The sequence below is a fragment of the Burkholderia sp. AU15512 genome (genome assembly GCF_002223325.1).
Classification (GTDB): Bacteria; Pseudomonadota; Gammaproteobacteria; order Burkholderiales; family Burkholderiaceae; genus Burkholderia.
This window is the reverse complement of sequence record NZ_NKEX01000006.1, coordinates 260,769-274,685: the sequence shown is the minus strand read 5'-3', so window position 1 is coordinate 274,685 and position 13,917 is coordinate 260,769. Positions and strand designations below refer to the sequence as shown.

The following is a 13,917-nucleotide window of genomic DNA, read 5'->3' as shown; positions in this document are numbered from 1 at the left end:
GTTTAGAAATCCTTCACGAGACGCAGCGAGTCGTAGATCGCCCCGTGGACGTTGTGCATCGAGATGCAATCGCCGACACGGAACAGCAGGAAACGGCCGTTGCCGAGTTCTTCCGACAGGCACGGCTGCGGCTCGGCCGCGAACAGCGTGTGCGGATCGATCTGGCCGCGGTTCACCGACTCCGGCTTGAGCTTCCAGTACAGCTCGTCGTTCGGCGACGAGCCGTTCTCGATCACCACCTGGTCGACCGCGCGCTCTTCCAGCTCTTCCGTGTACTCGTTGCGCAGCACGGCGATCAGCTTGCCGTCCTCCTCGTAGACGCGATCGAGCATCGTGTTCGGCGTCGGGATCACGCCGAATGCATACAGGCGGCGATAGAAGATCGGGAACGTCGTGCCGCCGCAATCGTCGGCGACCTTCACGTCCGGCGTGACGACCTCGACCTTCGAGCCGCGGCTCGCCATGAAGTCGGCCACGCCGGCGCCCGCATGCGTGCTCACGCCGTCGAACAGCAGCACGTTCTGCTTCGGCTCGACCTTGCCGGTCAGGATGTCCCACGAGCTGACGGCCAGCCCCTCGGCCACGCCCCAGCCCGGCACCTGCCACGTGAAGCTCGACCCGCCCGTCGCGAGCACGACGATGTCCGGCTTCTCGGCCATGATCATCTTCTCGTCGGCGGCCACGCCGAGGCGCCGGTCGACGCCCAGGCGCTTCGTTTCCATGTCGAACCAGCGGATGATCCCCGACATCTGTTCGCGCTGCGGCGCCTTCGCGGCGATCATCACCTGGCCGCCCACTTCGGCATTCTTCTCGAACAGCACGACGTCGTGGCCGCGCAGCTTCGCGACGCGCGCGGCCTCGAGCCCCGCGGGGCCCGCGCCGACCACCACGACCTTGCGCTTCGGGCCGCGAGATTTCTCGATGATGTGCGGCATCGTCGCTTCGCGCGACGTCGCCGCGTTCTGGATGCACAGCACGTCGAGGCCGTTGTACTGGCGGTCGATGCAGTAGTTCGCGCCGACGCACTGCTTGATTTCGTCCTCGCGGCCGTCGCGGATCTTGATCACCATGTGCGGATCGGCGATCTGCGCGCGCGTCATGCCGACCAGGTCGATCATGCCGGTCGCGAGCAGGCGCTCGGCCTGGCCCGCATCGCGGATGCTCTGCGCGTGCATCACCGGAATCTTCACGACCGACTTGATGCCGGCCGCGAGGTGCACGAACGGCTCCGGCGGCAGCGCCATCGGCGGCATGCAGTTGGCGATCGTGTTGTGCGTGTCGCCGCCCGAGCCGACCACGCTCAGGTAGTCGATCAGGCCCGTCTCCGACATCGCCTGCGCGATTTCCTTCAGCGCTTCGTGATCGAGGCCGTCCTCGTGGAATTCGTCGCCGCACATCCGCAGGCCGACGCAGAAATCCTTGCCCACCGCCTCGCGCACGGCCGTCAGCACTTCGATGCCGAAGCGCAGCCGGTTCTCCAGGCTGCCGCCCCATTCGTCGGTGCGGTGGTTCGAGCGCTTGCTCCAGAACTGGTCGATCAGGTGCTGGTGGGCGGCCGAGATTTCGATGCCGTCCATGCCGGCCGCCTTCACGCGCTTCGCGGCGGCCGCGAAGTCGCCGATGATGCGGCGGATTTCCTCGATCTCGATGATCTTCGCGTTGCCGCGGTGCACGGGTTCGCGCACGCCCGACGGCGACATCAGGTGCGGCCAGTGCTCGCCGTGGAACGACGAGCGACGGCCCATGTGCGTCGCCTGGATCATGATCTTCGCGCCGTGCTTGTGCATCGTGTCGGCGAGGCGCGTGAGCGGATCGATGATCTTGTCGGTCGACAGGTTCACCGATTTCCACCAGCCCTGCGGGCTGTCGATCGACACCGGGCTCGACCCGCCGCAGATCGCGAGGCCCACGCCGCCCTTCGCCTTTTCTTCGTAATAGCGGATATAGCGGTCGCCCGGCAGGCCGCCCGGCTCGGCATACACCTCCGCATGCGCGGTGCTGACGATCCGGTTGCGCAGCGTCAGCTGGTTCAGCTGCATGGGTTTGAACAGGTGGGGATAACGCATCGCTGGCGACCTCTGGCGTTCGAATGTCTCGTGTTGCGGGTGTTGTCGTGTTTCGGTGAATCCGTGCGTCAGGGCTTCAGTGCGCGATCGGCGACACTTCGAAGACGCAGTGGTCGTGATGCTCGGCCGCGCACTGCACTTCCTTCGATTGCGCACGCGGCGCGCCCTTGCCTTCCGGCGTCGTGTCGTTGACCCAGTCCATCGCGCCGGCGAACCAGCCCGCGAACATGTAGCAGAGCTTGCCTTCCTTGCCTGGCTGCTGGAGTACGAACGACGAGTGGCGCAGCTCGATCTTCGCGCGCGCGCTGGCCGGGTCGGCCTCGATGATCGAGAACAGGCCCCAGCCGCGCTGCGACAGGCGCTTCAGGTAGTGCTCGAACACGGCCATGCCGGTCAGGCCGTGCAGCTTCGCTTCCTTGTCGCACCAGTGGTAGGCGGACTTGTAGCCGGCCTTGTAGAGGATCTCGGCATACGCTTCGACGCCGAGCGCTTCCTCGACGGCGACGTGGTTGTTCGTGAAGAAGTGGCGCGGCACGTACAGCATCGGCAGCGCGTCGGTGGTCCAGACGCCGGTATCGGGATCGACGTTGATCGGCAGTTGCGGTTGCATCGTGGTGACTCCGTGAGGAAAGTGGCCGCGCGGCTCAGTGCACCGGCGCGACATCGTCCGCGCGCCCGTGCGGCTTGCACGGGCACGTCCCGATTTCTTTTAATGTTGAATCGCTGAAGGGGGTTCGGCGTTCGCGGCGCTTACGCGCCCCACACGTCCTTGAACACGCGCACCCAGTTCTCGCCCATGATCTTGCGGATACGCGACTCCTTCCAGCCGTGGCGTTCCATCGCCGCCGTCAGGTTCGGGAATTCGCCGATCGTGCGGATGCCGTCCGGGTTGATCACCTTGCCGAAGTTCGTCAGCTGGCGATAGCGGCCCTTGTCATGCGTCAGCATGTCGAAGAATTCCTTCGCGTAATCCTGCGTGAAGTCCGTGCCGATGCCGACCGCATCCTCGCCGATCAGGTTCACGACGTAGTCGATCGCCTCGATGTAGTCGTCGATGTTCGCTTCGATCCCGCGCTTGAGGAACGGCGCGAACATCGTCACGCCGACGAAGCCGCCCGCATCGGCGATCTCCTTCAGCTGCTCGTCGCTCTTGTTGCGCGGATGTTCCTTCAGGCCCGACGGCAGGCAGTGCGAGTAGCACACCGGCTTCTTCGAGAACGCGATCGCTTCCGACGACGTATTGCCGCCCACGTGCGACAGGTCGACCATGATGCCGACGCGGTTCATCTCGGTGATCACTTCGCGGCCGAAGTCCGACAGCCCGCCGTCACGTTCATAGCAGCCGGTGCCGACCAGGTTCTGCGTGTTGTAGCAGAGCTGCACGACGCGCACGCCCATGTCGGCGAACGCTTCGATGTAGCCGATGTTGTCCTCGAACGCATGCGCGTTCTGGAAACCGAGGATCACGCCGGTCTTGTCTTCCTTCTTCGCGCGGAAGATGTCTTCCGTCGTGCGCACCAGCGTCAGCAGCTCGCTGTTGTCGCGGATCTTCTTCTTCATCACGCCGATATTGTCGACGGTCTTGGTGAAGTTCTCCCACACCGACACCGTGCAGTTGGCGGCCGTGATGCCACCCTTGCGCATGTCTTCGAACACCGGCTTCTCGAACTTCGAGATGTTCAGCCCGTCGATGATGATGCTGTCTTGATGCAGCGTGCTCATGTGTTGCTCCAGTATTGTCGGGTCGGTGGGATCAATAGATCGGGAAGCGTTCGCACAACGCGAAGATCTCGCGGCGCACACGCTGTTCGGTCGCGTGGTCGCCCTCCGGGTTCGCGCGCAGCGCATCGAACACTTCCAGGATCAGGCGGCCCACCTCGCGGAACTCCGCGACGCCGAAGCCGCGCGTCGTGCCGGCCGGCGTGCCGAGGCGGATGCCCGACGTGACGGTCGGCTTCTCGGTGTCGAACGGAATGCCGTTCTTGTTGCAGGTGATGCCCGCGCGCTCCAGCGCCTGCTCGACCGGCGCGCCCTTCAGGCCCTTCGGACGCAGGTCGACCAGCAGCAGGTGGTTGTCGGTGCCGCCCGTGACGAGATCGACGCCGCCCGCCTTCAGCACTTCGCCGAGCGCCTGCGCGTTCGCGAGCACGTTGTCGATGTAGGTCTTGAAGTCCGCGTGCAGCACTTCGCCGAACGCGACGGCCTTGCCGGCGATCACGTGCATCAGCGGGCCGCCCTGCAGGCCGGGGAACACGGCCGAGTTGATCTTCTTCGCGATCTCCTCGTCGTTGGTCAGCACGAAGCCGCCGCGCGGGCCGCGCAGCGTCTTGTGGGTGGTCGACGTGACGACGTGCGCATGCTCGACCGGGTTCGCGTGGCGGCCCGCGGCGATCACGCCGGCGATGTGCGCCATGTCGACCATCAGTTTCGCGCCGACGCTGTCGGCGATCGCACGGAAGCGCGCGAAGTCGAGCGCACGCGGGTAGGCCGAGAAGCCGGCGATGATCAGGTTCGGCTTGTGCTCGTGCGCGAGCCCCTCGACCTGGTCGTAGTCGATCCGCATCGTGTCGCGGTTCACGCCGTACTGCACGGCGTTGAACCACTTGCCCGACAGCGCCGGCTTCGCGCCGTGCGTCAGGTGGCCGCCGGCGTCGAGCGACATGCCGAGCACCGTGTCGCCCGGCTTGGCCAGCGCGAGCATCACCGAGCCGTTCGCCTGCGCGCCCGAGTGCGGCTGCACGTTCGCATAGCCGGCATTGAAGATCTGCTTGACGCGCTCGATTGCCAGCGCCTCGACTTCATCCGCGAATTCGCAGCCGCCGTAATAGCGCTTGCCGGGATAGCCTTCCGCGTACTTGTTGGTCAGCACCGAGCCCTGCGCCTCGAGCACGGCGCGCGACACGATGTTTTCCGACGCGATCAGCTCGACCTGCGACTGCTGACGCTCGAGTTCCTTCAGGATGGCGCTGCGCACCGGCGCGTCGCGCTCGGCGAGGGACTGCGAGAAGAAAGGCTGGGTGTTCGACATAGTGCGTCCGTGACGAAGAATAAGGGGCTGAAACCGAAGCTCAAGGCCCGCCCTGCCTGGGTTTCCCGCTCGTCCCGTACAAGGCTGCCGACGGCTCTATTCTTGTCGTTCGGATTTTCGGCGGATTGATGAATTTAGACGCGTTCTTTGCCTTTTCCGCCATCCGCGTCCGTTTTATACAAGTGACCGGTCGTGCTTTTTCGGATGGCCAACAAAAGTGGTCGAGCCGGTTCACCTATGAACAGGCACGCCGGCGGTGCGACTGCCGCCCGGTCGGGGTGCAATACGTCACGGATACGGTGCAGTGCAGCATGCCGCTTTCAGCCAGACAACGTATGGATCTAGGGTTTAGCCGTATGGCACGCTTGTTGCGCTGGCTCACACAATATCGCAGCCCGATCGGTGCCCCCGGGCGTAAAGCTATTAGAGATTCTAGGAACGCTCCCCATGTCGCCCGACCGCACAGCGTCGCTGTCCCACTTCGCGTTCATGCCGTTACCGAACTTCACGATGATCGCGTTCACCAATGCGATCGAGGTGCTTCGGATGGCGAACTACCTGAGCGGCCAGCCGCTCTACCGCTGGTCGGTCATCAGCCCGGACGGCGGCCCGGTCACCGCGAGCAACGGCCTGACGGTCGACACCGGCCCGGCCGAATGCGTGGGGCAGCCCGACATCGTATTCGTGTGCGGCGGCGTCGACGTGCAGCGCGCGACCACGCCCGCCCATCTGTCGACGCTGCGCCGCTTCGCGCGCGCGGGCATCCCGCTCGGCAGCCTGTGCACGGGCACCTATGCACTCGCGAAGTCGGGGCTGCTCGCGGGCTACGCGTGTGCGATCCACTGGGAGAACATGTCGGCGCTGAAGGAAGAGTTTCCGGACACGCGCTTCCTGAAGGAACTGTTCGTGATCGACCGCGACCGCATCACGTGCACGGGCGGCGTCGCGCCGCTCGACATGATGCTGAACCTGATCGCCGCGCGCGTGGGCACCGCGCGCGTCACGCAGATCGCCGAGCAGTTCATCGTCGAACACGTGCGCGACACGAGCGCGCAGCAACGCATGCCGCTCGTCGCGCGCCTCGGCTCCGCGAACAAGTCGCTGTTCGAGGTGATCTCGCTGATGGAGAACAACATCGAGGAGCCGCTGTCACGCGAGGAGCTCGCGCGGCTCGCGAACATGTCGCAGCGGCAACTGCAGCGCCTGTTCCGCGAACATCTCGGCATGACGCCGACCCACTACTACCTGACGCTGCGGCTGCGCCGCGCACGCGAACTGCTGCTGCAGACCGACATGTCGATCATGCACATCACGATGGCGTGCGGCTTCCAGTCGGCGTGCCATTTCAGCAAGAGCTATCGCGACGCGTTCGGCGTCGCGCCGACCCGCGAGCGCCGCAAGCAGGTCGCGCCGCTTGCGCAGGGTGCGGCGAGCGCCAGCCCCGCGTTTCCGGTGCACGTGCTGCATGCGTGATCCGCGCCGCGCTTGACGAAAAAAAAAGCGACCTCGAAGGTCGCTTTTTTCTTTCCGCTTACGATCCCCACACCTGCATTTCGTCGAGCGAATACCCCCACGGCGTCGCGCGCTTCGTGCCGAGCATCCGCACGTAGCGGCCATGCCCGTTCAGGTTCGGCAGCGTCACGTGGCCGTACGACACGCCGTTGTTCGTCGAGTAGATCGTCGTCCAGTTCGCGTTGTCGTTCGACGTCTGGATCTGGTACACGAGCGCGCCCGCATCCCAGTAGAGATCGATACTGCTGATCGTCTTCGTCGCACCGAGATCCACGGAGATCCATTGCGGATCGACGCCCGCGCCTTCCGGCGAATCCCAGCGCGTGCTCGTGGTGTTGCCGTCGAACGCCTTGTCGGCCGTGAGCGATGCGTTGTAGCTCGCCGATGCGGCAGCCGGACGCCCCTGCGACAGCAGCGTCGGCTGCGCGGCGGCCGGGCCGCCGTAGTAGCTCGACCCGAGCTTGGCCTTGGTCGTGTCGGCGTTCACGCCGAACGGCGACAGGCTCCAGCGCTGGCCGGTCGTCACGTCACCGACGTAGAGCTGGTAGCCGCCCGCCGTCGTCGACGAGAAGAACACGTAGTTGGTGCCGCTCACCGGCGCCGGATCCGAGTTGTTGCTCACGCAGTCGTTGATCGGCAACGCGTTCGGCGTCGACGCCGGGTCCGCCGTCTTCGTATAGATCTGGTCGGCCTGGCCGCTGTCTTTCCAGCGCGCGTAGAACACCATGCCGTCCCCACGCACGATCGGGTAGTACGTCTGCAGCCCGGCCGGGGCGTCGAACACCGCAGTCGCGCCGGTCGCGAGCGTGCGCTTCATCAGCCCCATGTTCGCGCCCGTGCCGGTCGCGTAGTACACGGCGCTCGCGTCGGGTGCGAGGAACGGCATCGAGTATTCGGCGCCGGAGGGTGCGTTCGTCAGGCTCACGACCGACGTGAACACCGGGCCCGCGCTCGTGTACGACAGCGTCGCCTGCTTGACGTCGCCGTTCTGCTTGAACACGAGCGTCTTGCCGTCCGTGCTGAATTTCGGATCCTCGTTACGCGTGGCGCCCGTGCTGTTGGTCAGGTTGACGGGCGGCGTGCCGGCGCCGAGCTGGAGCATGAACACGTTCCATGCGCCGTTGCTGATGCCCATGAACGCGAGCCACTTGCCGTCGGGGCTGAACACGCCGTTCATCGGATCGGTAATGCCCCACGCGCTCTTGCTCAGTTGCGTCAGCGTATGGGCCGAGAAGTCGTACAGGAACAGCTGGCTCGTGCCGTCACCGTACTTGACGTAGCTGTGATAGACGAGCTTGCCGGTCAGTGCGGCGGGGAACGTCGCGTTGGATTGCGTCGGGGGATTGCTGATGCAGGCGGCCTGCGCGGGGCCGCCGAGGAGGTTGAGGGCAACGCCGGCCACGAGGCCCGCGACGAGAGTGTTCAATTTCACGCTGTAGGTTTCCGGTTAGGGTCATGACACCGCTGACTAGACCTCGCACGCCCAGGCGCACGGGGCACGGATCAGCCGGCGGACAGCGTGAATTCCGTATCGGTCAATGTCGGGAACAAGGATTGCTCGAGGGGCGAAAGCATGACAGCGCATCGCGCCGAAAAACAGGATCAGTACGCGTGAAAAACGAGCGGATCACGGATAACGACCTGTGGCGCAGCGCGCGCCGTGCTACTCTTTTTTCGGCACAAAGCTGCTCGACTTGAGGCAGGCATGAAGCGTTATGCGAAGCTCGCACGGACGATTTCCGAGTCGATCCGGCGTGGAGATCTGGCCCCCGGTACGCGCATCCCCACCGTGCGCGCCGCGTGCCGCGCCTATGGCGTGAGCCCATCCACCGTGTTTCGCGCGTACTACGCGCTCGAAGGCGAGGGTCTGATCGTCGCGCGTGCACGGTCCGGTTATTTCGTTGCGAACCTCGAAGACAGGCACGTGCGGTTCGGCCATGAACCGCCGCGCAAGCCGGCTGCCCCGCCCGCGGGCAACGGCGATACGTTGTTCCGGCTGCTCGACTCGCTCAGATGCGAGGACATCGTCCCGCTCGGCTCGGCCTTCGCCAGCTATTCGCTGTTCCCGATGAGCAGCCTGTGGCGCGCGATGGCGTCGGCGGCCCGCAACATGGATCGCACGGCCCTGCTGTCCGGCGCGCCGCCCGGCCACGACGGGCTGCGCCGCCAGATCGCGCTGCGCTACCTGAATGCGGGCGCGGCGTTGCCGATGGACGAGATCGTCATCACGACCGGCGCGCTCGAAGCGCTGACGCTCAGCCTGCAGGCGCTGACACGCCCCGGCGATATCGTCGCGATCGAGCGACCGGCGTTTCATGCGGTCCTGGAGGCCGTGCAGCGCCTGCACCTGAAGGCCGTCGAGATTCCGGTCGACCCGCGCACCGGCCTCGATCTCGACGCGCTCGCGAAAGCGCTCGACACGCATCCGGTGCGCGCGTGCTGGTTCATGACGTCGTTCCACAACCCGACCGGCGCGACGCTGACCGACGAGCGCAAGCGCGCACTGATCGACCTGCTCGCGGCACGCAACGTGCCGCTGATCGAGGACGACGTCTACGGCGAGCTGCATTTCGGCACGGCGCCCACGCGCCCCGCCAAGCTGTACGACGACAGCGGTCTCGTCCTGCATTGCGGCTCGTTCTCGAAATGCCTCGCGCCCGGGTTCCGGATCGGCTGGGTCGCGGCCGGACGCTACGTGCGGCAAATTCGTCAGGCAAAGGGCGCCAGCGCGCCGGCGGCCGACGTGCCTGCTCAGATGGCGATTTCGAGCTACCTGCGCGACGGCGCGTACGACCGCTTCCTGCGCAAGCTGCGCCGCAATCTCGCCGCGCACCAGGCACAGATGCTGGCGGCGGTGCGCGCGTATTTTCCGGCCGGCACCGAAGTGTTCGCGCCGCGCGGCGGGTATTTCCTCTGGATCGAACTGCCGCCGCGCATGGATGCGATGCACCTGTTCGGCGATGCGATGGAAAGCGGCGTCAGCATCGCGCCGGGGCCGATCTTCTCCGCGACCGGCGGATTTCGCCGCTTTCTTCGGCTCAACTACGGCCGGCCGTGGACGCCAGCGGTCGAGCACGCGATGGAGACCATCGGGACGCTCGCGGCCCGGCAGCGGCGGGATGGTTAGCGCGGAACCGACGCCTCACGACAGCCTGTTTGTGCCTTGCGTTTCACGCGCCAGCGACCAAAAATGAAGCGGTAGGCCATCACGGACGAACGCGTTCCGCGCACCCGATGTCACGGAGAATCCATGAACACCGCATGCGAACGACAGTCGACGAGGTACGCTCCACTGCATTCCGGCACGGGCCGATCGGCTGCCGTGCCGGAACGGATCATGACGACCGGCGCGCGTTCGCGTCGTTGACGGCGCCCACCCGCTTCCAGCGATGCGAGTCCTCCTCAACCGTACAATTCGCGCACGCGACGACTGGCGCGCGATCCTGAACGCGCGAGCGCAAGCGCGGCGCACCGCCAGCTTCCGCTGCAGGGCATGCGGCTTCGTGGCCTTCCGTGCGCTCGAGCACTGCCCCGACTGCGGACGGCGGAACTGGCCGTTCGATTCGATCTCCCGCGCACCGGATGCCACACCTGCTCCGCACGCCGCTCACACGTGGACATCGCGCATCGCGCGCGCGCTTCGCAACGCGGCGCTCCAGCAACCTCGCGCATCGACCGCACCGATCCTGAGCATCCTGACACTCGTGCTGCTGGTCGGCGGCTATGTGGTGGTCGACCGGACATGCAAGGCCGATCCGGCCTGTCGCGGTTCGAATGATTCGCGCGCGATGGCGAGCGATTCCGCCCCGTACGCATCGAACGACCCCGTGCTGCCGGTCTTGCCCGCACCCGTCTATCCGTTTCATTCGACTGACGGAACACCGGCGGCGGTCGCCCGACCGGGCAGCCCGGGCGTGGAGGCCGCCCGCGCACCCGCGGCACGGACGGCAGTCGCGCGAGCGGCGCCGGCCATGCGCGCACCCGACCGGTCGCACCCCACCGCCACGGTTCGCCTGGCCGGCTGGAAAGGCAATCACGGTGCCGCGCATCGCCCGCATACCCTCCACCGCGTGAGCACGCACACCGCACGTGCGCGACGCGCCGTCAGCAATACGCAGCAAATCGCGCAGCTCTATCGCGGCCACTGAGCGCGCAGGCGTAGTGCGCGCATGCGCGTTCGTCGATTCATTTTTCTAAAGCATCCCTCACAAAACCTCGTTTGCGTCGCGACTCACGCGTGACGTTCAATGGATCAGTCGCCCACGCCGGCGCATCTCGCGTGTTGCGTTCCGGCCGGCCGCCTGATCCGCCGAATGGAGCCGTCGATGAATGCACTGCAACTCGTGACCCTTGCCGCCATCTGGGGCGCGTCCTTCCTGTTCATGCGCAGGGGCGCACCGGAATTCGGCGTCGTCCCGCTGATCGCGCTGCGCGTCACACGCGTCGAACGCCAGCCCATCACGCACGCGCCCCCGGGCACGAACGATGCGCCCGAGCACGCGCCTTGCGTTCTGGCCGGTGCGCGACAAAGAATGAAATCGGAAGGCGGCGCGACGACCGCGACGAAGTGAACAGCGGGCGGTCGCCCCGGCCGCGTGGCGGTTTCAGCGGAGGAATTCCATGAGCACCGAGAGCACACTCCAGGCGACGATCCAGGCGCTCGTTCAGGATGGCAAAGGCTTGCTGGCGGCCGACGAAAGCGGGCCGACCATCGCGAAGCGCTTCAAGACGATCGCGGTCGAATCGACCGAAGCGAACCGCCGCGCATGGCGCACCCTGTTGCTGTCGACGCCGGGCCTCGGCGAATTCGTCAGCGGCGTGATCCTGTATGAAGAGACGCTCGGGCAATGCGCGGACGATGGCACGCCGTTGCCCGAACTCGCCGCTCGCCAGCAGATCGTGCCGGGCATCAAGGTCGACGCAGGCAAGATTCCGCTCGCGCTCGCGCCCGGCGACGAAATCACGCAAGGGCTCGACGGGCTTGCGGCGCGCCTCGACGGCTACCAGCGGCAAGGCGCGCGGTTCGCGAAATGGCGCGCGGTGTACAACGTGTCCGCCACGCTGCCGGGCCATGCGGCGATCGAAGCCAACGCCGAAGCGCTGGCGCGCTATGCGGCGATCTGCCAGGAGGCCGGCGTCGTGCCGATCGTCGAGCCGGAAGTACTGATGGACGGCGATCATTCGATCGGCCGCTGCGCGCAAGTGACCGACGCCGTGCTGCACGCCGTGTTCAACGCGCTGCACCGGCACCGGGTCGCGCTGGCGCACATGTTGCTCAAACCGAGCATGGTCGTCGCGGGCAGCACGCATGCCGAACAGCCGGCGCCCGGCGAAGTCGCGGAGGCGACGGTGCGCCTGTTGCGCAGCATCGTGCCGGCCGAAGTGCCCGGCATCTTCTTCCTGTCCGGCGGACAGACGCCCGAGGAGGCGACCGCGCATCTCGACGCGATGAATCGCGTTGACGGGCGGCCGTGGGTGCTGAGCTTTTCCTATGGACGCGCGCTGCAGGAGCCGCCGCTGGCCGCTTGGAAGGGACAGGCGGCCAACGTACGCGCCGCGCAGGAGGCGCTGCTGCTGCGTGCACGCCTGAACAGTGCGGCCTGCCGCGGTCAGTACGACGCCGCGATGGAGCGCACCGCGTGAACGGCACCCGGTCGATCGTTCACGCGTGAGCGTCTCGCCCGGCGCTATCGCGAGCACTGAGCGGGCACTGAGCGCGCGAGGCCCGAACGTACAAAGGGCCGGGGCGCTTGCACGCCCCGGCCCCTTCGATTGCCGCGCGGTGTTCTGTCGCGTTACGCCGCCAGCAACCCGTGCGGGTCGATGACGAATTTACGCGGCGCGCCGCCGTCGAACTTCTTGTAGCCCTCCGGCGCCTGGTCGAGCGAAATCACTTCGACGTTGACGATCTTCGCGATCGGCAGCCGGTCGAACAGGATCGCCTGCATCAGGTTGCGGTTGTACTTCAGCACCGGCGTCTGCCCCGTGAAGAACGAGTGCGACTTCGCCCAACCGAGGCCGAAGCGGATGCTCAGGCTGCCGTGCTGCGCAGCCTTGTCCTTCGCGCCCGGATCGTCCGTCACGTACAGGCCCGGGATGCCGATCGCGCCGGCCGGACGCGTAATTTCCATCAGCGAGTTCAGCACCGTCGCGGGCGCTTCCTCCGCATGGCCCGACGAACCGTGGCCGTGCGCCTCGAAGCCGACGCAGTCGACCGCGCAGTCGATCTCGGGCACGCCGAGGATCTGCTCGATCTGCTCGCCGAGCGAGGCGTCCTTCGACAGGTCGACCGTCTCGAAGCCCATCGCCTTCGCGTGCGCGAGGCGTTCCGCGTTCATGTCGCCGACGATCGTCACGGCCGCGCCGAGCAGGCGCGCCGAGGCGGCCGCCGCCATCCCGACCGGGCCCGCGCCCGCGATGTAGACCGTCGAACCCGGCTTAACGCCCGCGCTCACCGCACCGTGATAACCGGTGGGCAGAATGTCGGACAGGCAGGTCAGATCGCGGATCTTCGCCATCGCCTGATCGCGATCGGGGAATTTCAGCAGGTTGAAATCGGCATACGGCACGAGCACGTACTCGGCCTGGCCGCCGATCCAGCCGCCCATGTCGACGTAGCCGTAGGCGCCGCCGGCACGCGACGGGTTCACGTTCAGGCACACGCCCGTATGCGTGTCCTTGCACATCGCACAGCGGCCGCAAGCCACGTTGAACGGCACCGACACGAGATCGCCGAGTTTCAGCGTCTCGACGTCGCGGCCGATCTCGACCACCTCGCCCGTGATCTCGTGACCGAGCACGAGGCCGACCGGCGCGGTCGTGCGGCCGCGCACCATGTGCTGGTCGGAACCGCAGATGTTCGTGCTCACCACTTTCAGGATCACGCCGTGGCCGATCGCGCGGCCGCTCGGGTCGACCATCTTCGGATAATCGATTTTCTGGACTTCGACCTGGCCCGGTCCAAGATAGACGACACCTCGATTGCTGCTCATCGTATTGTCTCCATGTCTCGTTGGATGGCGCCGCGGCGCGCCGGCTCATGCGGCGCACGCGCAACGTGCTGTTCGAGAGTAGTCCCGGAGGCAGGGGCGCCGATGTCTCAAACGCGACACGCGTTTGAACGGCGCCGACATCGATGGCGGAAATGCGAAAGTCGGGCGGGAAACGACGGGAGGGTTTGGCGCGCGGGGGGGACGCGCTGGATGGTGATGGTGCTTGAGGTGCTTGAGGTGCCGGAGGTCCTTGAGCTGCTGGAGGTGCTTGAGGCGCTGGGGGGGCTCGGGTGCTGGATGCGCTGGCGCGCGCCGCAAC

The 13,917-nt window shown here is 66.4% G+C and carries 10 protein-coding genes and 1 pseudogene; 5 read left to right on the top strand and 6 right to left on the bottom strand.

The window, feature by feature from the left end; all coding sequences use genetic code 11:
* Positions 1 to 2 precede the first annotated feature (2 nt).
* From CFB43_RS20560 to CFB43_RS20545, 4 genes are all read right to left on the bottom strand, one after another.
* The gene (locus CFB43_RS20560) at positions 3 to 2,066 is read right to left on the bottom strand and encodes an NADH:flavin oxidoreductase (RefSeq protein WP_021160633.1); all 2,064 of its coding nucleotides are present in this window, start codon (positions 2,064 to 2,066) and stop codon (positions 3 to 5) included.
* 76 nt (positions 2,067 to 2,142) lie between these two features.
* Positions 2,143 to 2,676 carry a DUF5943 domain-containing protein gene (locus CFB43_RS20555; RefSeq protein ID WP_006488993.1) on the bottom strand — a complete coding sequence of 178 codons (534 nt, stop codon included), beginning with the start codon at positions 2,674 to 2,676 and terminating at the stop codon, positions 2,143 to 2,145.
* A gap of 140 nt (positions 2,677 to 2,816) precedes the next feature.
* Positions 2,817 to 3,788 carry a dipeptidase gene (locus tag CFB43_RS20550; RefSeq protein ID WP_042588480.1) on the bottom strand — a complete coding sequence of 324 codons (972 nt, stop codon included), beginning with the start codon at positions 3,786 to 3,788 and terminating at the stop codon, positions 2,817 to 2,819.
* Between the two features lie 31 nt (positions 3,789 to 3,819).
* Entirely contained in the window at positions 3,820 to 5,094 is a 1,275-nt protein-coding gene (locus CFB43_RS20545; RefSeq protein WP_089496346.1) for a serine hydroxymethyltransferase, read from the bottom strand.
* A 447-nt stretch (positions 5,095 to 5,541) separates the two neighbouring features.
* Here CFB43_RS20545 and CFB43_RS20540 point away from each other — a divergent pair, with 447 nt between their 5' ends.
* The gene (locus CFB43_RS20540; protein ID WP_089426837.1) at positions 5,542 to 6,567 is read left to right on the top strand and encodes a GlxA family transcriptional regulator; all 1,026 of its coding nucleotides are present in this window, start codon (positions 5,542 to 5,544) and stop codon (positions 6,565 to 6,567) included.
* A 58-nt stretch (positions 6,568 to 6,625) separates the two neighbouring features.
* Here CFB43_RS20540 and CFB43_RS20535 read toward each other — a convergent pair whose 3' ends face one another.
* A complete protein-coding gene (locus tag CFB43_RS20535) occupies positions 6,626 to 8,038 on the bottom strand; it encodes a galactose-binding domain-containing protein (RefSeq protein ID WP_089496345.1) in 1,413 nt (470 codons plus the stop codon).
* A gap of 273 nt (positions 8,039 to 8,311) precedes the next feature.
* Between CFB43_RS20535 and CFB43_RS20530 the strand changes: the two genes are divergently transcribed.
* From CFB43_RS20530 to CFB43_RS20515, 4 genes and pseudogenes are all read left to right on the top strand, one after another.
* Positions 8,312 to 9,733, top strand: coding sequence for an aminotransferase-like domain-containing protein (locus tag CFB43_RS20530; RefSeq protein WP_089496344.1), 1,422 nt, complete (start codon positions 8,312 to 8,314; stop codon positions 9,731 to 9,733).
* A 262-nt stretch (positions 9,734 to 9,995) separates the two neighbouring features.
* The gene (locus tag CFB43_RS20525) at positions 9,996 to 10,754 is read left to right on the top strand and encodes a hypothetical protein (RefSeq protein WP_089496343.1); all 759 of its coding nucleotides are present in this window, start codon (positions 9,996 to 9,998) and stop codon (positions 10,752 to 10,754) included.
* A gap of 177 nt (positions 10,755 to 10,931) precedes the next feature.
* Positions 10,932 to 11,042 (top strand): annotated as a pseudogene (locus CFB43_RS37845) (EamA/RhaT family transporter); the annotation flags it as partial.
* 184 nt (positions 11,043 to 11,226) lie between these two features.
* The gene (locus CFB43_RS20515; RefSeq protein WP_089496341.1) at positions 11,227 to 12,249 is read left to right on the top strand and encodes a class I fructose-bisphosphate aldolase; all 1,023 of its coding nucleotides are present in this window, start codon (positions 11,227 to 11,229) and stop codon (positions 12,247 to 12,249) included.
* A gap of 152 nt (positions 12,250 to 12,401) precedes the next feature.
* On the opposite strand, the gene fdhA is transcribed toward CFB43_RS20515, so the two are convergent.
* On the bottom strand, positions 12,402 to 13,598 hold the full coding sequence (gene fdhA / locus CFB43_RS20510; protein WP_027789739.1) for a formaldehyde dehydrogenase, glutathione-independent: 1,197 nt from the start codon (positions 13,596 to 13,598) through the stop codon (positions 12,402 to 12,404).
* Between the last annotated feature and the right edge of the window lie 319 nt (positions 13,599 to 13,917).